Origin of the sequence: Streptomyces sp. NBC_00016 (assembly GCF_045040885.1) — a bacterium.
GTDB lineage: Bacteria > Actinomycetota > Actinomycetes > Streptomycetales > Streptomycetaceae > Streptomyces > Streptomyces coriariae.
This window is the reverse complement of record NZ_CP108304.1, coordinates 6,549,694-6,568,433: the sequence shown is the minus strand read 5'-3', so window position 1 is coordinate 6,568,433 and position 18,740 is coordinate 6,549,694. Positions and strand designations below refer to the sequence as shown.

The window sequence follows — 18,740 nt, the reverse complement described above, 5'->3', positions numbered from 1 at the left end:
GAGCGGCTCACACCGGCTCCGTCTGCCGCTCCGGTCGGCCCGGCTGCTCGGGCCGCCGCTGCTCGGTCTCCGGCGCCCGCGACAGCCGCCCCGGCCACCACACCTTGCTGCCCAGCGCCACGCTCGCGCTGGTCACGAGATAGGTGCGGACGAGGAAGGTGTCCAGCAGCACGCCCACCGCGATCACGAAGCCCAGCTCGACGAGTTGGACGAGCCCCATGTTCGTCAGCACGGCGAAGGTCGCGGCGAGGACGAGGCCGGCGGAGGCGATGACCCCGCCGGTCGTGCGCAGCGCGGTCAGCGCCGCGGCGACGGGATCGACGCCGCGCATCGACTCCTCCCGCATCCGGTGCATGAGGAAGATGCCGTAGTCGACGCCGAGGGCGACCAGGAACACGAAGGACAGCAGCCCCAGCCCCGGATCCGTGCCCTCGAAGCCGAACACCGGCCCGAACACCAGCCCGCCGATGCCGAGCGCCGCGCCCCACACCGCGACCACGGCGGCGACGAGCATCAGCGGCGCGACGAGCGACCGCAGCAGCACGATCAGGATCAGCAGGACGGAGACGAGGACGAGCGGCACGACGATCAGCCGGTCGCGGGCGTTGGTGTCCACCAGGTCGATCTGCTGGGCGCTCGGCCCGCCGACGTAGGAGCCGGTCAGCCGGTCCCGCAGCGCCTCGATGGTCGCCGTCTCGGCCGCGGACTGCGGCGGTGCGGCGGCGGTCACCGCGATCTCCGTCCAGCCTTCTCCGGTACGGCCCCGGCGTGCGTCGGCGACGCCGTCCGTGTCCCGGATCGCGGCGAGGGTGGCCTCGGCCCGGCCGGTCGGGGTCAGCACGTCGATGGGCTGGGCGGACTGCTCCGGGAAGGCCTTGGCCAGGGTCTCCATGGCGACGACCGACTCGGGCCGGTCGACGAAGGAGTCCTGCTGCTTGACCGCGCCGGGCAGGTTCAGCGCGCCCAGCGCGAGGGCGCCGAGCAGGACGGCGCCGGCCGCCAGGACGGTCCGCGGACGCCGCCCCGCCGAGGTGCCCATCGCGGCGAACAGCGACCGGCGGACCTTGGGCGTGCTGCCGTAGGCGGGCACCAGCGGCCAGAACACCCGGCGGCCCAGCAGGACGAGGAGCGCGGGCAGCAGCGTCAGCATCGTGACGAGCGCGCACAGCACGCCCACCGTGCCCAGCGGTCCCATGCCCCGGTTGGAGTTGAGGTCGGCGGCGAGCAGGCACAGCAGTCCGGCGGCGACGGTCCCGGAGGAGGCCAGCACGGCCGGCCCGCAGCCGCGCAGCGCGGCCCGCATGGCGTCGTACGGCCGCTCCACGCGCCGCAGCTCCTCCCGGTAGCGGGAGACGAGCAACAGGGCGTAGTCCGTCCCCGCGCCGAAGACGAGGATGGTCATGATGCCGGAGCTCTGCCCCGACACCGTGGTGCCGAAGGCCTGGTTGAGGCCGTAGGCGACCCCCATGGACAGGTAGTCGGCGATCCCGGCCACGGCGAGCGGCACCAGCCACAGCACCGGGCTGCGGTAGATCAGGATCAGCAGGACGGCGACGACACCCACGGTGGTGTAGAGCAGTGGCCCGCCGAGCGAGTCGTAGACCTTGGCGGCGTCGGTGGCCAGCGCCCCCGTCCCGCCCACCTCGACGGTCAACCCGCCCTCGCTGTGGGCGACTTCGCGTACGTCTTCGACGAAGGCGTCCCGTTTCTCCTCGTCGGTGCCGGGCTCGTTGGTGGCGACCGGGTACATGAGCGTGGCTCCGTCGGCGGACGGGACGCCTCGCGGGGCCCCGGTCAGCGCGTGGTCCCCGGCGACCCGGGCGACCTGCTCCCGCGCCGTCGTCCGGTCGGCGGCGGTCAGGCCGCCGTCGCGGTGGTAGACCAGCACCAGCTCGGTGCTCTCACCGCCGGGCAACTGCTCCTGGAGCCTCGCGACCCTGGTCGAGTCGGCGCTCGCCGGCAGGTAGTCGGTGACCCGGTCGTGCTGTACGTCGGCGAGCTTGGCGGCGAACGGCGAGGCGAGCGCGAGCACACCCACCCACAGCGCGAGCACCACCCAGGGGATGGCACTGCGCCGGCCCTTCGTCTTCGCTGCCCCCATGAAATCTCCGGCCCCCATGAAACGGGCCCTCCCTTCGGCACGGCTGTCTGGTTGCGCTCTCCAGACTTCCGGCACGCAGGGGGCGGAGCGTCGCGCGTGAGGGCGAGTTCGGGAGTACTGCCGGGGGTGACCGGACGGGGGGACTACTCCCTGGGGAGTATCAGGACGGCGTCCGGGCCGCGACCAGCAGGCGGGTCACGTCTTCCGCGCGGATCGTCAGGGCCGCGCCCACCGTCGTGAGGACCTCTCGTTCGGCCGGGGTGTACGGGCCGTCCGCGAGGGCGATGCGGGCGCCCTGGAGCAGGATCGATTCGCGGCCGACCGCGGCAAGGTGCGGGGCGAGCGGGTCGAGGGCCTCGTGGAGCTCTATGGCGAGGCCCGCGCCGTACGGTTCGCCGTAGTTGTGACCGGTGTCGGAGGCGACGGCGGCGACGAGCGCGGCGAGCTGCTCCTCCGTGCAGTCGGTGAAGCCGGCCGCGCGCACGGCGCCCGCCGCCGTCTCCAGGGACGTACGGGAACAGGTGCCGCCCGCGGACAGGACCGCGAGGGCGACGGTGTGGACGGCGTCGCGGAGCATCGCCGAGAAGCGGATGGTGGTGGGGTGGTCGAGGACGTCGGTGCCGAAGTGGCGGCGGCAGGCCGCGCACTCGACGACCGGGCCGGTCTCGCCGCGTGGCACGACCGGCATGCCGAGGAGGGTGAAGCGGCGGTGGCCGGTCAGCCGCTGGTAGTTGCGGTCGCCTCCGCAGCCCGGGCAGAAGAACTCACCGTCGCCCGCGGGCGTCCACGCGGTGCGGGTCCCCAGGATGCGGGCAAGCCCGGTGACACGGCCGTCACGTCCCCGTTCTGGCAGCACGTCGCACCTCCGTAACCCCGCGGCAACATCGCCGCACGCCTCCGTGATGTTAGCCACATCCATGAGGTGTAGTCAGCACCCAGGACGAGACCTTCCCGTGACCTCCACAGCGGGATGGCCGATAAACGACGGGGCCCCGACCGCCGTATACAGCGGTCAGGGCCCCGAAAGTCCCGGTCAGGCCGGTCAGCGGGTCGCGCGGTTGACGGCGGAGACGACCGCCTTCAGCGACGCACGCGTCGTGTTCGCGTCGATGCCGATCCCCCACAGGATCTTGTCGTCGATCGCGCATTCGATGTAGGAGGCGGCCTGCGCGGAGGCGCCCTCGCTCATCGTGTGCTCCTGGTAGTCCAACAGGCGTACGTCGATGCCGACGGACTCCAGGGCGTTGAAGAAGGCCGAGATCGGACCGTTCCCGGTGCCGGTCAGGACGGTGTCCTCGCCGTCGACCGTGGCCTCGACGGTCAGGGTGTCGACGCCGTCGGTGTCGGTCGTGGACTGGCCCGCGCGGACCTGGATGCGGCCCCAGGGGTTCTCCGGGTTCGGCAGGTACTCGTCCTGGAAGACCGACCAGATGGCGCCGCCGGTGACCTCGCCGCCCTCGGCGTCCGTCTTCGCCTGGATGAGCTTGGAGAACTCGATCTGCATGCGGCGCGGCAGGTCCAGCTTGTGGTCGTTCTTCAGGACGTACGCGATACCGCCCTTGCCGGACTGCGAGTTGACGCGGATGACGGCCTCGTAGGAGCGGCCGACGTCCTTCGGGTCGATCGGCAGGTACGGGACCGCCCACTCGATGTCGTCGACGGTGACGCCCTTGGCGGCCGCGTCGGCCTCCATCGCGTCGAAGCCCTTCTTGATGGCGTCCTGGTGGGAGCCGGAGAAGGACGTGTAGACCAGGTCGCCCACGTACGGGTGGCGCGGGTGGACCTCCATCTGGTTGCAGTACTCCCACGTACGACGGATCTCGTCGATGTCGGAGAAGTCGATCTGCGGGTCGACGCCCTGGGAGAACAGGTTCATGCCCAGGGTGACCAGGTCGACGTTGCCGGTGCGCTCGCCCTGCCCGAACAGACAGCCCTCGACGCGGTCGGCGCCGGCCATCAGCGCCAGCTCGGCGGCGGCGACGGCCGTGCCGCGGTCGTTGTGCGGGTGGACGGAGACGCAGACGTGCTCGCGACGGGAGAGGTTGCGGCTCATCCACTCGAAGCGGTCGGCGTGGGTGGACGGCGTGGAGCGCTCGACGGTGGCCGGCAGGTTCAGGATGATCTCGCGGCCCGGACCGGGCTGCCAGACGTCCATGACCGCTTCGCAGACCTCCAGGGCGAAGTCCAGCTCGGTGTCGGTGAAGATCTCGGGGCTGTACTGGTAGCCGAATTCCGTTTCGGGGCCCAGCAGCTTCTCCGCGTACTCGACGACCAGACGGGTGCCGTCGACGGCGATCTGCTTGATGTCGTCCTTGGAGCCGCGGAAGACGACCCGGCGGAACACGGGGGCCGTGGCGTTGTACAGGTGGACGGTCGCCCGCTTGGCGCCCTTCAGGGACTCCACGGTCCGCTCGATCAGGTCCTCGCGGGCCTGGGTCAGTACGGAGATGGTGACGTCGTCCGGGATCGCGCCCTCTTCCTCGATGATCGAGCGCACGAAGTCGAAGTCGGTCTGGCCGGAGGCGGGGAAGCCGACCTCGATCTCCTTGTAGCCCATCGTGACCAGCTGGTCGAACATCCGGCGCTTGCGCTCGGGCGACATGGGGTCGATCAGGGCCTGGTTGCCGTCACGCAGGTCGGTGGAGAGCCAGCGGGGGGCGACGGTGATCCGGTTGTCGGGCCAGGTGCGGTCGGGGATGTCGACCTGGTCGTACTGTCCGTACTTGTGGATCGGCATGCGGCTGGGCTGCTGGCGGTTCGCCATGGGGCGTGGGCTCCTCGGGGTGACCGGAGAATGTCCGGGCGGAAGGACGGCCGACGCGCAACACCAAGCACCGCGGGGAGGGGGTCGGCCTCGACTACAGGCCCTCGCCGCGGCAGCTAAGGAGAAGCAGCCCGAAATGCATAGTGCTCGGCAGCCTAGCGGAGCCGCTCTGGTCGCGCGGGTTCGTTCCAGTATGCGGGACCGGCGGGATGAACCACAGGAAAAGGTGCAGAACGTGCGCCACGCCACTCGTCACCCTCCCGCCATACCACCCGGCGCCGCAGATCAGGCCCCTTTGTCACCGTATTTCACCAATCATGGTTGCCGGTGGTGACAGCCGCATAACGCAGTGCAAGGGTGCCGGGCATGACGACTCACGGGGGCTTCGAGCCCGTCTTCTGCACCGTCGTACCACCACACGTCCTCGACCGGCTGGCGCGCAACGACAACCCCGCTCTCTCCGGTCCCGCCCGGCGCACCATCCTGCGCGACAGCGAGCTGCGCGCCCTGCGCCAGGTGAACACCGAGTACGGCCTCCTGGCCGCCCCGACGGCGAAGGCACCGTCGGACCAGCCGCTGCGCACGATCTACGACGCCGAGCACGGCACCTCGCTGCCCGGCACCAAGGTCCGCGCCGAGGGCCAGGACCCCGGCCGGGACGCCACCGTCAACCGCGCCTACTCCGGGCTCGGCGCCACCTTCGACCTGTATCTGAAGGCCTACCAGCGCCACTCGATCGACGGCGACGGCCTGGCCCTCGACGCCACCGTGCACTACGACGAGGGCTACAACAACGCCTTCTGGAACGGCGAGCAGATGGTGTTCGGCGACGGCGACGGCGAGATCTTCGTCGACTTCACCAACTCCATCGACGTCATCGGGCACGAGCTCACCCACGGCGTCACGCAGTACACGGCGAACCTGACCTACAACGGCCAGCCGGGCGCCCTCAACGAGTCGATGTCCGACGTCTTCGGCTCGCTCATCAAGCAGTACTCCCTCGGCCAGACCGCCGCCGAGGCCGACTGGCTGATCGGCGCGGGCCTGCTCGCCCCGGACGTCACCGGCACCGCCCTGCGCTCCATGAAGGCGCCGGGCACCGCGTACGACGACGACGTCCTCGGCAAGGACCCGCAGCCCGCGACGATGGACGAGTACGTCCGCACCGGGCGCGACAACGGCGGCGTCCACATCAACTCCGGCATCCCCAACCACGCGTTCTACCTGGCCGCCACGGCCCTCGGCGGCTACGCCTGGGAGAAGGCCGGCCAGATCTGGTACGACGTCCTGACCGGCGGCGAACTCTCCGAGCGGGCCTTCTTCACCGACTTCGCCAAGCTGACGGTGCGAGCCGCGCGCGAGCGCTTCGGCAGCGGCGGGGAGGAGCTCCAGGCCGTGGAGAAGGCGTGGGAGCAGGTGGGGGTGCGGATTCTCTGAGTCCGTAATAGACAGGGACCCATGCGTATTCAGGTGAGTCGCACGGGCGGGTTCGCGGGCATCGAGCGCCGTGCCGAGGTGGACACCTCGGGACGGCCCGACGCCCACGAATGGCACGCCCTGGCCGAGCGGGCGGTCGCCGCCGGCCGGGGCGTGCCTTCGGTCGGCGTACCGGACGGCTTCAGCTACGAGATCACCGTGGACGGCAGGACGGTGTACGCGGCCGATCCCCGGCTCACGGAGGAGCAGCGCAAGCTGATCTCACGGGTGCTGAAGGAAGGGGCCTGAGGGGGCTCGCCGGGGGCGCGCGGGGTGGTTGCGGGGCGCTTGCGGCAGGCTTGCGGGAGGGGCATAACTGGCAGTTCACGCCGGGACGTTGACTTCCTTACCCAGCGGTAAGGATGATCCCGCCCATGGCGAACGATCCGCGCGACGCGGCGAACCCGATGCCCCGGTTTCCGGCAGACTTCCTGTGGGGCGTGTCCACCTCCGCGCATCAGATCGAGGGCGCGGCGGACCGGCGCGAACCTTCGGTCTGGGACACCTTCACCGCCGCGCCGGGACGGGTGAAGGACGGCTCCACGGCAGCGGTGGCCTGCGACCACTACCACCGCTACCCCGAGGACGTGGCGCTCCTGTCGGGCCTGGGCGTGGACGCCTACCGCTTCTCGATCTCGTGGCCGCGGGTGAACTCGCCCGGCGGCCTCGACTTCTACGACCGGCTCGTCGACGAGCTGTGCGCGGCCGGTGTCCGCCCGGTCCCCACCCTCTTCCACTGGGACCTGCCGGTCCGGCTCGACTGGCTGGAGCGGGACACGGCGGCCCGTTTCGCCGAGTACGTGTCCGTGGTGGCCGGGCGTCTCGGTGACCGCGTGACCAAGTGGATCACCGTCAACGAGCCCGCCGAGCACACCCTGTTGGGGCACGCCCTCGGCACCCACGCGCCCGGCAAGCAACTGCTGTTCGACGCGCTCCCGGCCGCCCACCACCAGTTGCTGGGACACGGCCTCGCCGTCCAGGCGCTGCGCGCGGCCGGTGCCACGGACATCGGCATCGCCAACTCGCACGGCCCGACCTGGCCGGCCTCCCGGGAACCCGCCGACGTGGAGGCGGCCGCCTTCTACGACCTCCTGCTGAACCGGCTGTTCGCGGAGCCCGTGCTGCTGGGCGAATACCCGGAAGGACTCGGCGATCTGATGCCGGGGGACGTCCAGGCCGACCTCAAGGTGATCTCGGAGCCGCTCGACTGGTACGGGATCAACTACTACGCCCCGACGAAGGTGGGCGCCCCGCAGGGCACGGAGATCGAGTTCGGCGGCATCCGCATGCCGGCCGAACTGCCCTTCTCCGTCCAGCAGATAGAGGACGTCCCGGTGACGGACTTCGGCTGGCCGGTCGTCCCGGAGGGCCTGACGGAGCTCCTGACCACCTTCCGCGACCGTTACGGCGACCGGCTCCCCCCGATCGTCATCACGGAGAACGGATGCAGCTACGAGGGCGTCGACGACCAGGAGCGCATCGCCTACCTGGACGGTCATCTGCGCGCCCTGCACCGGGCCGTGGAGGCGGGCGTCGACGTGCGCGGCTACTTCGTGTGGTCGCTGCTGGACAACTTCGAGTGGGCGGAGGGCTACGAGCGCCGCTTCGGCCTGGTCCACGTGGACTTCGAGACCCTGGCCCGGACCCCGAAGGCCTCGTACGCCTGGCTGCGGGACGTCCTGCGGGCGCAGAGATGACGACGGCGGACAGGGCCCCGGCTGCCGCGCTGGCCGAGCCCGTCGAGCGGGTCGGCCGGGGCTGGACCTCGGCCCTGTCCCTCGCCAACGGAGCGATCTGGGTGGGCTGGTACGGCCCCCTCCAGATCCTGCTGGCCTCCCAGGCCGAGGACTTCGCGCCCGGCTCGGGCATGTCGAAGGAGACCGTGCTGGCCTGGGTGACGGGCGTGGGCGCGGTGGTCTCCCTGGCCGCGAACCCCCTCTTCGGCGCGCTGTCGGACCGTACGGCCTCCCCCCGGGGCCGCCGTACGCCGTGGATCGTGGCGGGGACCGCGGGCGGCGCCCTCTCGCTCCTGCTGCTCGCGGGAGCGGACGGCGTCTGGACCATGGCGGCGGGCTGGTGCCTGGTCCAGCTGACGCTGAACGCGGCCTTCGCGGCGGTGACGGCCGCCGTCCCCGACCGGGTCCCCCGGCTCCAACGGGGCTCGGTCGGCGGCTGGCTGGGCGCCGCGCAGATCCTCGGCGTGGTCGGCGGCACCGGGCTCGCGACGGCCGCCGGGGGCGTCGGAGCGGGGTACGTGGCGTGCGCGGTGTTCACGACGCTGGGCGTGCTGCCGTACGTGCTCCGGTACGAGGATCTGCGGCTGGCCGTGGCGGACCGGCCGGCCTGGTCCTGGCGGGGCTTCGCGGCCGGGTTCTGGCTGAGCCCGCGCACCTACCCCGACCTTGGCTGGGCGTGGCTGACCCGCTTCCTGATGAACCTGAGCAACGCGCTGGTGCTGCTGTACCTCCTCTACTACCTGCGCGACCGCCTGCACCACTCCGACCCCGAGCAGGGCGTGCTGATCCTGACCGCGGTGAACGGGCTGACGCTGCTCGCCACGGTGGTCGTCGGGGGCGCCTGGTCGGACCGGGTCGGCAGGCGCAAGCCGTTCGTGATCTGGTCGGGCGTGCTGATGGCGGTGGCGACGGCGGGACTGGCGGTCTGGCAGACCTGGCCGGGCGCGATCGTCGCGGCGGCCGTGCTGGGCGTCGGCTTCGGCGTGTTCACGTCGGTCGACTTCGCGCTGATGACCGACGTGCTGCCGAAGGCCGGGGACCGGGGCAAGGACCTGGGCGTCATCAACGTGGCCAACGCCCTGCCCCAGGTCGCGGCCCCCGCCCTCGCCGCGCCGATCGTCACCTACCTGGGCGGCTACCGGGTGCTGTACCTGGTGGCGGCGGCGGTCGGGCTGGCGGGGGCGGTGCTGGTGGGCCGGATCAGGGGGGTGGACTGACCCGTCAGAGGGCTCCGGCGTCCCGGGCCGCGTAGACGCTGGGGTACAGCGGACGGAAGCCGAGTTCGCGGCGGATGCGTTCGGTGGAGGTCAGCTGGAAGAACGGGTCGGGGTCGGTGCGCTCGTAGAGCTCGGCGGGCACCTCGACCCCGTTGAGCTGGTGCAGTTCGACCGCCGTGACGGGGGCGTCGTCGGCGATGTTGTAGGCCCGTCCCGCGGCTCCCGGCGCGTGCAGGAGACGCAGCAGTCCCTGGGCGACGTCCACGTGATGGACCATGTGCAGCCGCTGCGCCGCCGCCCAGTCGCCGGCCCACATCAGCGACTGGGCGAGGTGCGGATCGCCCTCGCCGTAGACGAAGGCGAGGCGGCCGACGCGCACGTCCAGGCCGTCCAGCGCGAACAGCTCCCGCTCGGCCACCCCCTTCGCCTCGGGGTAGGCGCCCCACATCGCGCCGCCGCCGGGCCGGACCTCGTCGTCCTCGACCAGCGGGCGGCCCCGCCCGAGGCCGTACACCAGTCCCGTGCTGACCTGCACGAAGCGCCGCACACCCGAGGCCAGCGCGGCGCGGCCCAGTTCCACCGCCGCGTCCCGGTTGACGGCCCACGCCTCCTCGTCCGGCACCCCGCGGAAGGACGCCGCGACATTCACGACCGCGTCCACCCCGGCCACCGCCTTGCCGAGCACCTCCGTGTCCCGCAGATCCCCGAGCACGACCTCGGCGCCCAGCTCCGCGAACCGCTCCCCCCGCGCCGCGTCCCGCACCAGGACCCGCACCTTCTCCCCCGCCGCGGCCTGCGCCAGCAGCCTCGGCACAAAGCGCCGGCCGACCTGTCCCGTCGTACCCGTCACCAGTGTCAACATCGTCGTTCACTCCTCTTCGTCCGGTGTTCGTCCGGTGCCACCAGCCTCGGACGGAGCCGGGACGACCGGGAGAGACCCGTCGATCAGGGGACCGACAGTCCCTGGATAAGACGGGCGGCCTGCCGCAGCCTGGAGGGGTGAACCGAACCGAACTCGCCGACTTCCTGCGCCGCGGCCGGGCCCGTCTGACCCCGTCGGACGTGGGTCTGACGCCGGGGGCCCGCCGCCGTACGCCCGGACTGCGCCGCGAGGAGGTGGCCCAGCTGGCGGGCATGTCGGTCGACTACTACACGCGCCTGGAACAGTGCCGCGGCCCGCGCCCGTCCCGCCAGATGCTGACGGCGCTGGCCCGCGCCCTGCGCCTCACCGAAGACGAGCGCGACCACCTGTTCCACCTGACCGGCGAGGAGCCCCCGCGCCGCGAGACGGCGTCGGCACACGTCCCGCCCGGCCTGATGCTGATCCTGGACCGCCTGCACGACACCCCGGCGCAGGTCGTGACCGACTGCGGCGAGGTCCTGGCCCAGAACGCGATGGGCAGGGCGCTGACCCGCGATGTGATGTCCCGCCCCCGGCGCGAGCGCAACCTGCTCCGTCTCTACTTCCTGGATCCGCAGGCCCGCAGCCTGTTCCCGGAGGAGGACCGGCCGGACCACGCCCGCGCCCAGGTGGCCAACCTGCGCGCGGTGACCGCCGCCCGCCCCGACGACCCCGAACCGGCCGCGCTGGTCGCCGAACTCCGTTCATCGAGCGAGGAGTTCGCCCGCCTCTGGGACGAACACGAGGTGTCCCTGCGCCACAAGGCGACCAAACGCTTCCTGCACCCGCTGGTCGGCCTGCTGGAACTGGACTGCGAGGTCCTCCTCAGCCACGAGCACCACCAACTCCTGGTCATCCACACGGCCCGCCCGGGCACGGAGGCCTACGAACGGCTCCAGTTGCTCCGGGTGGTGGGATTGCAGGACTTCACCCACAGCGGGGTGGAGGCCGGCGGTCACTGAGACGACCGGCGTCCGGGTGACCCGGGCGCCCCACCGCGTCGCATCACCCAAGGGCTGCTGTTTGGGCATACGCCCCCATCGGGCATCACCCGGCTGCTAGAAACGCTGCGCACGATGAACGGGGGGTGCGCAATGCGGCGTGAGTCGGTCGAGGACCTGGTGGTGGTCGTCCCGGGCATCATGGGCAGCCGTCTGGCTGTCGACGGACGCGAGGTGTGGGGGCCATCGGCGGGGGCCGTGTGGGAGGCCATCAGGACGTTCTCGGGATCGGTGCGGCAGCTGACCCTGCCGAAGGACGTCGGCGACGGCCATCCGGGGGACGGCGTCGAACCGGTCGGACTGTTCCCGGCCCTCCACGCCTTACCCGGAGTGTGGCCGCTGACCGACGGATACGACACCCTCCTGATCTGGCTGCGGCGCATGTTCACGCTCCAGCCCTCGTCGAACCTGATCGAATTCGCGTACGACTGGCGGCTGTCGTGTCGCTACAACGCCGGTCTCCTGGCCCGCCGGATCGACGAGGCGCTGGGCCGCTGGCGGGCATCGGACCCACGGCGTACGAACGCCGAGGTACGGCTGATCTGTCACTCCATGGGCGGTCTGGTCGGCCGCTACTACGTCGAATGCCTGGGTGGTGCGGAGGTCACCCGTCAGCTGATCACCCTCGGCACCCCGCACCGGGGCACCATCGGCGCACTGGACTCGCTGCTGAGCGGCCCCCGCCTGAGCCGGCGCGGGCCGAGGGTGGGCCCGCTCACGGGCTTCGCCCGCAGCCTCCCGTCTCTGCACCAGCTCACCCCCGACTACGCCTGCCTGGAGAGCCCCGGGGGGCTGCTCTACCCACGCGAAGTGCCCGGCGGCCTGCCCGGACTCGACTCCTCCCTCCTTGAGGACGCGGGAGCGTTCCACACCGAGATCCGCGAGGCCGCACGGGAGCGCGTCCGGCGAGGCGGAAGCGACCATCAATGCCTGCCGGTGATCGGGGTACGGCAGCCCACGGCGACGACCGCGGCGCTGGAGGGCGAACGCCTGCGGCTGATCGAGACCATCCTGGGCGAGGACGAGGGCGGCGACGGACGAGTGCCACGGTTCGCGGCCTTCCCCGACGAAGTCCCCATGAACAGCCCGGCAGCCCGGTCGGCCTTCGCAAGACACGGCGCGCTCAAGACCCACGAGGGCGTCCGGGACGACCTGTACGACTGGCTGGCTCCCGCCCCGCGCGTCTATCGCGGCCCGCGGGTGGCGTACCCGATGGGCCTGCGTGTCCCGGACGAGGTGCCGACGGGTCGGTGCCTGCCCGTGCGGGCCACGGCCGGCTCGAGCTCGGACGAACTGACGGTTCTGGCAAGACTCGAACGCCCCGACGGCTCACGCGAGGAGCACACTCTGCGCAACCTCGGTGACGGCCGCTACGGCGGTGCCCTCCCCACTCGGACCGCGGGGGCATACCGAGTGACCGTGCGGGCGGCAGGGGACGACATCGCCGGTGCGGTGACAGCACTGGTGCTGGTGGGGGACGAAAGCGAGGGCATGTGAACGCGGATGCTGCATCGGGACTCAGGGGAACGCTCCTGGTCGTTGCATGCCAATCGTACGACGCATCACCCTTCGTGCCGCGCGAGGAGGCAATCCGGCCGGTAGAGGACTTGGCAAGGGAATTGAGTCCGTTCGGTTTTCAGCCGACGCTCCTCACCGAATCGGACCAGGACGCCTTGACGGCAGGACTCACGCGGTGGTCGAACCAGTGGAAGGCAGAAGGCGGGCACAGACCCGCCGTAGTGATCTGGTCGGGACACGGCAAGATCACTACGGCGGGGGAACTACAACTCATCACGCGGCCCACGTGGGATCCTGCGGTGCACGAGGACCGCTTCACCGCCCAACACCTGGCGGACTGGGCACTGTCCGGCCGGGCCGAACAGACACTGATCCTCCTGGACATCTGCCAAACGGGATCGGGCATCGCCGCTTCAGCCCTGAACCAGGCCCTGAACTCCATGATCACGCAAACCCCGCCGAATTCCCGCAAGGCCTGGGTAGGCGTGTTGGCCGCCTCCAGGTCCCACGAGCGGGGCGACGACACTCCAGGCCATCTGCTGGACACAGTCCGGCGAGTCCTGCGCGACGGACCCGAGCGGAACCGAGACGGACTGCTGCTGCACGAGTGGAGCGTACGTAATAAAGACATCAGCGGTGAGGCCTTGGCCCGGGGCGTCATGGCGGACTGGCCGGGCGATGACGAAACCCTGGTCCGGGTGTCCAGAGGCCTCCCCGAGCCGATCTTCCCCAACCCCTTGTGGCGCCCGGACGCGGGCAAGGACCTGACGGATCACCTGCTCCTCGCCTCACGGGGCGTCGATCCCACGGAGGAGGGCTGGTTCTTCACAGGGCGGCTCCGGGTCATGCGAGAGATCACGACGTGGCTCGCCACGGGCCGGACAGGCCTCTTGCTGCTGACCGGCAGCGCGGGCTCGGGAAAGTCGGCGATCGCGGGCCGCATCGCGTCGTTGGCCGACCCGAGAGAACGGCAGGAGGTCCTCCATCACACACCCCCGACCGTCGACGACCCGGACCCCGGTGAAGGCAGCGTCGACGCGGCTCTGCACCTGAGGGGCATGCGGGTGATGGATGTGGCCGAGGCACTGGCGGAGAGGCTGGGCCTTGCAGCACCGCCGACTCCAGCCGGCCTGATCGCGGAACTGGAGGCGCTGGAGGCGGACGGCGCAGGACGGCGCGTCCTGGTACTGGACGGCCTGGACGAGGCGGCTCCGGACCAGGCCGTCCCCATCGTCCAGCAACTACTGGTTCCGCTCAGTCGGCTGTGTGCCGTGCTGCTGGCCTCACGCGCCCGCCCGTTCCAGCCCCACATCGTGTCTGCGGAGCCGCTGGACGCCGAGCTGAGCCGCGCCATCGGGGCCAGGGTGCAGGTGATCGACCTCGATGAGGAGACGAACACGGCCGAGGACATCGCCGCATACATCCACAGACGGCTGCTGGCCGTCGGCATCCCCGAGGACACGGCTGCCAAGACCGCCCGGACACTGGCGGAACGGGCTGTCGCGAGCAGCGGCGGATTCCTCTTCGCCCACATCGTGACATCGGCCATGGTCCGGCAGCACACGGCGGACCTCAGCCGTCCGGCACGAGCGCGGATCCCCGAGAGCATCGCCGATGCGCTCGCCCTCGATCTGGCGTCGGGTGCGACACGGGTACGCGACGACGGCGTGGTACTGCCGCACGCGGCAAGCGATCTACTCACGGCCCTGGCCTGGTCCGCAGGCAACGGCATGCCGGCACACGGGGTGTGGGAGAAGGCGGGGGAGGCGATCAGCCGAGAGGGGACGGTCTATCACCCCGCAGACATCGACTGGTTGCTGCGGCAGTACGGGCGGTACATCGTCGAGGACAGCGACAAAGAGCAGGCGGTGTACCGGCTCTACCACCGGGAGCTCATCGAGCACCTGCGGAGGGGCATCGGTGCCCTCCGGTCCGCCGAGGAGGGTACCCGGGACGCGGAGGCTGTCGTCCAGACGTTGGTAGAGCTCGTGCTGCGGCAGACTGGCGACGGGGAGCACCTGGAGGACGCCAACACCTACCTGCTGCGTCACCTGCCTGATCACGCAGTGCTCGCGGGAGGGCGCGGAATCGCCGCACTGCGCAGGCTCGCCGAGATCAATTCCGCAGCGTTTCTGCCCCTCTTGGCCACGGCCCTGCTCTCCCTCTCCGTCCGCTTGGGCGAGTCGGGACTGAGTGAGGCGGGCGTAGATCCCGGGCACGAAGCGGTCCGCATCTACCGCTGGCTCGCCGACAAGCACGCCACCGCGTATCTCCCCGACCTGGCGACCTCACTCAACAACCTCGCCGTCCGACTCGCGGAAAACGGACTCCTGTCGGAGGCCATGGGCCCGGCGGAGGAGGCCGTCGCCATCCGCCGCGAACTCGCGAATACCAACCCCACCGCCCACCTCCCCGACCTCGCGACCTCACTCAACAACCTCGCCGTCCGACTCGCGGAAAACGGACTCCTGTCGGAGGCCATGGGCCCGGCGGAGGAGGCCGTCGCCATCCGCCGCGAACTCGCGAATACCAACCCCACCGCCCACCTCCCCGACCTCGCGACCTCACTCAACAACCTCGCCAACCGGCTGGCCGGCATCGGGCGGCGGCAAGAAGCCGTCGCTCCGGCCGCGGAGGCCGTTTCGCTTTGTCGCGTACTCGCCGAGAGCAACCCCACCGCGTACGTCCCCGGGCTAGCGAGCTCGCTCAACAATCTCGCCGTCCAACTCGCCGAAACCGGACGCCGGGACGAAGCCCTCGGACTCTCCGAGGAAGCCGTCCACATCCGCCGCGAACTCGCGAATACCAACCCCACCGCCCACCTCCCGGACCTCGCCGCCTCACTCGACAACCTCGCCGTCCGACTCGCGGAATGCGGACGCCGGGACGAAGCCGCGTTCAGGGGTGCGGAAGCCGTCCGCATCCGCCGCGAACTCGCCGCCGCCAACCCGGCTGTCTACCGCCCGGCCCTGGCGAGCTCCCTCAACAATCTCGCCGTCCAACTCGCCGAAACCGGACGCCGGGACGAAGCCCTCGGACTCTCCGAGGAAGCCGTCCGCATCCGCCGCGAACTCGCCGCCACCAACCCCACCGCCCACCTCCCGGACCTCGCCGCCTCACTCAACAACCTCGCCAACCGGCTGGCCGACGTCGGGCTGCGGCAGGAGGCGATGGCGCCTGCCGAGGAAGCACTCCGTATCCATCGGGAGCTCACGGCTGCCCATCCCGCCGCCTTCCTCCCCGACCTGGCGACGTCACTCAACACCCTCGCCGTGCTGAGAACCAGAACCGGCCGACTGCCGGAGGCCATGGACCTGTCGGAGGAAGCGGTGGCGATCCGCCGTCAGCTCTCGGCAGACAACCCGGCTCATCTTTCCCATCTGGCAGCCTCACTCAACAATCTCGCCAACCGGATGGCGGACGTCGGACGGCTGCAGGACGCCGTCAACATGGCTGAGGAAGCAGTCACCATTCGCCGTCGGCTCTACGAACAGAACCCCGACGCCCACCTGCCCCATCTGGCGACCTCACTCAACAACCTCGCCGTCCAGAAGGCCAAGGCGCGCCAACTGCCGGAGGCCCTGGCCCTCGCGGAGGAAGCAGTCGACATCCACCGCGCCCTCAGCCGACAGAACCCGACCGCATATCACCCCGACCTGGCGACCTCACTCAACAACCTCGCCGTCCAGAAGGCCAAGGCGCGCCAACTGCCGGAGGCCCTGGCCCTCGCGGAGGAAGCAGTCGACATCCACCGCGCCCTCAGCCGACAGAACCCGACCGCATATCACCCCGACCTGGCGACCTCACTCAACAACCTCGCCGTTCGGCGCGCGAACATAGGACAGTTGGAGGGAGCCGTCGAGGCGGCCGACGAAGCCGTGCACATCTACCGGGAACTCACCCAAGTCGATCCCGCTGCGTTTCTCCCCCATCTGGCCTCCTCGCTGAACAACCTCGCCGTTCAGCTGTCGGACGCCGGCCGCGCAACGGAGGCCGAGCTGGCCTACAGAAGCGTCATCGACTCGTACCGACAGCACCCCCTGATCGTGTGGCGGATCACCTGCGAACTCGCGGAGTTCCTCCTGTTTCGCGAAGCCACGGCGGCGGCCGTGGACACCCTGTGCGAACTGCTGACGACGCCGGTCGAGGCCGACGGACAGAGCGTCTTCCAGGCCCACCGGCTGCTGGTCCAAACGCTGGAGGCCGACCCGGACCAGCGTGCGACGGTCGCGCGCCGTATCGGCGCGAACGAGAGTCCGCCGGCGTGGCTGGAGGTCGGCGAAGAGAGCCTGCGGGAGACCGCGCTCTGGATCAACACCCCGACCTGGGCCGACTCGCGCGAATTCCTTCTGGCCCATCCGCAGCTGAGGGAGCCTGAGGCCGCGCTCGCGTTGCGGGAGTGGGCCTTGATCACCGACGTCGCCATCGCCCATGCGCGCTTGCTGGAGGAGATCGACGCCGGCACCTCTGTCGACGACGCCTACCGTCGCCTGCTCCTGCAGGAGACCGTCACTGCATGGATCGCCTGCAGCGGTGGGGCAGCCGACTGGAGCGCATCGGCGGCGTACCTCGCCACGCACGCCGCAGACCTGTTCTCCCCGCACACCGACGCCGTGCTGGCGGGCATGGCGGAAGACGATCCAGGTTCGAACGCGGTGCTCCAGACCCACCGGGCTCTGCGGGTGCTGGCCATCAGCGACGGCGTCGAGGGCGCCTACGACCTGTTGCAGGACCGTCAGAGGCTCCATGCCCGTGTCCAGCGGGCACTGCTTGCTGTGGACGCGCACACACTGGGGTGGCTCTCGGTCACGGAGGACAGTGTCTACGACGACGCGTGGCCCGCCGCGGTGCACTGGCTGACAGCCCGTGCCCTCGCCGACGCCCCCGAGACCAGCCGGGTGTCCGGCGCGCCCGGCCCAGTGATTCGCGCCACCCCGGCCGCTCTCCCTGCCGGGTCTGTCATCGAAGCCACCTTCGCGTCCGCGGCTCTGCTCGGCGAACCCACCCTGGAGGAGCGCAACCGAGCCGCTTCCGAAGTCGCTGCCCTGATCAGCGCCCGCCCGGACAAGGCCACCGAGCTGATCGCCATCCTTCAGGCGGCCCTTGCCGACAGCCCACCGTCCGGTCCATGAACAGACCGCCCCTGCCTCCAGCCGACGCGCCGGCGCCGCCGCCGGTGTGCGTCCTCATGCTGTCCGCGGTAGGAACGCAACGCGGGGGTCCGGACACCGGACGCGAGCAACGGGAGGTCGCCCAGGTCATCCAGGTGGTCCGCTACCGCGAAGCGCTGGCCCTACAGACCGCGCCCGCCGTCCAGGGCGAGGACATCCTGCCGCTTCTGCTCGCCCACGACCCCACCGTTCTCCACTTCTCGGGTCACGCAGCCAACGACGGCCTGCGTGTGCTGACCGCCGACGGAGGAGACGCCCCGCTGGACACGGACGGGCTGGGGGAGCTACTGGCCGCAGCCGCCAAAGGCATCCGTCTGGCGGTACTCAACGCCTGCTACACCGAGGCGGCGGCGGACAAGCTCGCGCAGATCACGGGATGCGCGATCGGCTATCCGGAACGCGTCGACGACCAGACCACGATCGCCTTCGCCCGGAGTCTGTACCACTGCGTAGGCACGGGGATGTCCGTGGGGGCCGCACACAGGGCTGCCGTGGCGTCCCTGTGGACCTTCGGGACCCCGGAGCATCTGCGGCCACGGCTCAAGTCCCGCCCGGACGTCGAACCCGAAGCGTGCTTCCTGCTGAACGCCGCACACCAAGTGCCGGCGACCCGGCCGGGAGCCCTTCCAGACCCCACCGCGCTCACCGCTCGCCAGGCGGGCAGCGCCAAGAAGTTCACCGCTCTGATCACAGGAACGGCAGCCTCCGAGGCCACGTTGCGTGCCGGTCTCGCCTCCACGTTCGACGGCATGGAGGTCGAGTGGATGCGCTTCGACGATACCGACAACACCATGCAGTCGCCGGGTCGGGAGGGCACCTGACATGATCCGCGCGTCGCGGGACGAATGGGGGAAC

At 70.8% G+C, this 18,740-nt stretch carries 12 protein-coding genes; 8 read left to right on the top strand and 4 right to left on the bottom strand.

What is annotated here, in order from left to right:
* Positions 1-7: 7 nt before the first annotated feature.
* The 3 genes from OG933_RS29075 to leuA all read right to left on the bottom strand — a co-directional run bounded on the left by OG933_RS29075 (position 8) and on the right by leuA (position 4,865).
* Positions 8-2,101 (bottom strand): MMPL family transporter, encoded by a 2,094-nt coding sequence (locus tag OG933_RS29075; protein ID WP_405629594.1) that lies wholly within the window; start codon positions 2,099-2,101, stop codon positions 8-10.
* 160 nt (positions 2,102-2,261) lie between these two features.
* Complete coding sequence (locus tag OG933_RS29070) at positions 2,262-2,957, bottom strand: TerB family tellurite resistance protein (RefSeq protein WP_405629592.1); 696 nt, start codon at positions 2,955-2,957, stop codon at positions 2,262-2,264.
* 186 nt (positions 2,958-3,143) lie between these two features.
* The gene (leuA, locus tag OG933_RS29065) at positions 3,144-4,865 is read right to left on the bottom strand and encodes a 2-isopropylmalate synthase (protein ID WP_054244848.1); all 1,722 of its coding nucleotides are present in this window, start codon (positions 4,863-4,865) and stop codon (positions 3,144-3,146) included.
* Between the two features lie 366 nt (positions 4,866-5,231).
* Between leuA and OG933_RS29060 the strand changes: the two genes are divergently transcribed.
* The 4 genes from OG933_RS29060 to OG933_RS29045 all read left to right on the top strand — a co-directional run bounded on the left by OG933_RS29060 (position 5,232) and on the right by OG933_RS29045 (position 9,294).
* Positions 5,232-6,302 carry a M4 family metallopeptidase gene (locus tag OG933_RS29060; protein ID WP_362524656.1) on the top strand — a complete coding sequence of 357 codons (1,071 nt, stop codon included), beginning with the start codon at positions 5,232-5,234 and terminating at the stop codon, positions 6,300-6,302.
* A gap of 21 nt (positions 6,303-6,323) precedes the next feature.
* The gene (locus tag OG933_RS29055) at positions 6,324-6,590 is read left to right on the top strand and encodes a protealysin inhibitor emfourin (protein ID WP_171397159.1); all 267 of its coding nucleotides are present in this window, start codon (positions 6,324-6,326) and stop codon (positions 6,588-6,590) included.
* 125 nt (positions 6,591-6,715) lie between these two features.
* Positions 6,716-8,038 carry a GH1 family beta-glucosidase gene (locus tag OG933_RS29050; RefSeq protein ID WP_362524658.1) on the top strand — a complete coding sequence of 441 codons (1,323 nt, stop codon included), beginning with the start codon at positions 6,716-6,718 and terminating at the stop codon, positions 8,036-8,038.
* Positions 8,035-9,294 carry an MFS transporter gene (locus tag OG933_RS29045; RefSeq protein ID WP_405629588.1) on the top strand — a complete coding sequence of 420 codons (1,260 nt, stop codon included), beginning with the start codon at positions 8,035-8,037 and terminating at the stop codon, positions 9,292-9,294. Before OG933_RS29050 ends, OG933_RS29045 begins: the two co-directional genes overlap by 4 nt.
* A 4-nt stretch (positions 9,295-9,298) precedes the next feature.
* Here the strand turns inward: OG933_RS29045 and OG933_RS29040 are convergent, their stop codons facing one another.
* Positions 9,299-10,156: an NAD(P)-dependent oxidoreductase gene (locus tag OG933_RS29040; protein WP_054244954.1), complete on the bottom strand. Its 858-nt coding sequence runs from the start codon at positions 10,154-10,156 to the stop codon at positions 9,299-9,301.
* Between the two features lie 137 nt (positions 10,157-10,293).
* On the opposite strand from OG933_RS29040, the gene OG933_RS29035 reads away from it, so the two are divergent.
* The 4 genes from OG933_RS29035 (at position 10,294) to OG933_RS29020 (ending at position 18,706) form a co-directional block, all read left to right on the top strand.
* Positions 10,294-11,157, top strand: a complete 864-nt coding sequence (locus OG933_RS29035) for a helix-turn-helix transcriptional regulator (protein WP_362524663.1) — start codon at positions 10,294-10,296, stop codon at positions 11,155-11,157.
* Between the two features lie 132 nt (positions 11,158-11,289).
* Entirely contained in the window at positions 11,290-12,693 is a 1,404-nt protein-coding gene (locus OG933_RS29030) for an esterase/lipase family protein (RefSeq protein WP_405629584.1), read from the top strand.
* A gap of 320 nt (positions 12,694-13,013) precedes the next feature.
* A complete protein-coding gene (locus OG933_RS29025) occupies positions 13,014-17,846 on the top strand; it encodes a tetratricopeptide repeat protein (protein WP_405629581.1) in 4,833 nt (1,610 codons plus the stop codon).
* The gene (locus OG933_RS29020; protein ID WP_362264583.1) at positions 17,843-18,706 is read left to right on the top strand and encodes a CHAT domain-containing protein; all 864 of its coding nucleotides are present in this window, start codon (positions 17,843-17,845) and stop codon (positions 18,704-18,706) included. Before OG933_RS29025 ends, OG933_RS29020 begins: the two co-directional genes overlap by 4 nt.
* Positions 18,707-18,740: the final 34 nt, after the last annotated feature.

What these genes read in the sequence shown, in the direction of transcription:
- OG933_RS29075 (WP_405629594.1), bottom strand. Translation starts at nt 2,101, where the DNA reads ATGGGGGCAGCGAAGACGAAGGGCCGGCGCAGTGCCATCCCCTGGGTG.
- leuA (WP_054244848.1), bottom strand. Translation starts at nt 4,865, where the DNA reads ATGGCGAACCGCCAGCAGCCCAGCCGCATGCCGATCCACAAGTACGGA.
- OG933_RS29060 (WP_362524656.1), top strand. Translation starts at nt 5,232, where the DNA reads ATGACGACTCACGGGGGCTTCGAGCCCGTCTTCTGCACCGTCGTACCA.
- OG933_RS29055 (WP_171397159.1), top strand. Translation starts at nt 6,324, where the DNA reads ATGCGTATTCAGGTGAGTCGCACGGGCGGGTTCGCGGGCATCGAGCGC.
- OG933_RS29050 (WP_362524658.1), top strand. Translation starts at nt 6,716, where the DNA reads ATGGCGAACGATCCGCGCGACGCGGCGAACCCGATGCCCCGGTTTCCG.
- OG933_RS29045 (WP_405629588.1), top strand. Translation starts at nt 8,035, where the DNA reads ATGACGACGGCGGACAGGGCCCCGGCTGCCGCGCTGGCCGAGCCCGTC.
- OG933_RS29040 (WP_054244954.1), bottom strand. Translation starts at nt 10,156, where the DNA reads ATGTTGACACTGGTGACGGGTACGACGGGACAGGTCGGCCGGCGCTTT.
- OG933_RS29030 (WP_405629584.1), top strand. Translation starts at nt 11,290, where the DNA reads ATGCGGCGTGAGTCGGTCGAGGACCTGGTGGTGGTCGTCCCGGGCATC.
- OG933_RS29020 (WP_362264583.1), top strand. Translation starts at nt 17,843, where the DNA reads ATGAACAGACCGCCCCTGCCTCCAGCCGACGCGCCGGCGCCGCCGCCG.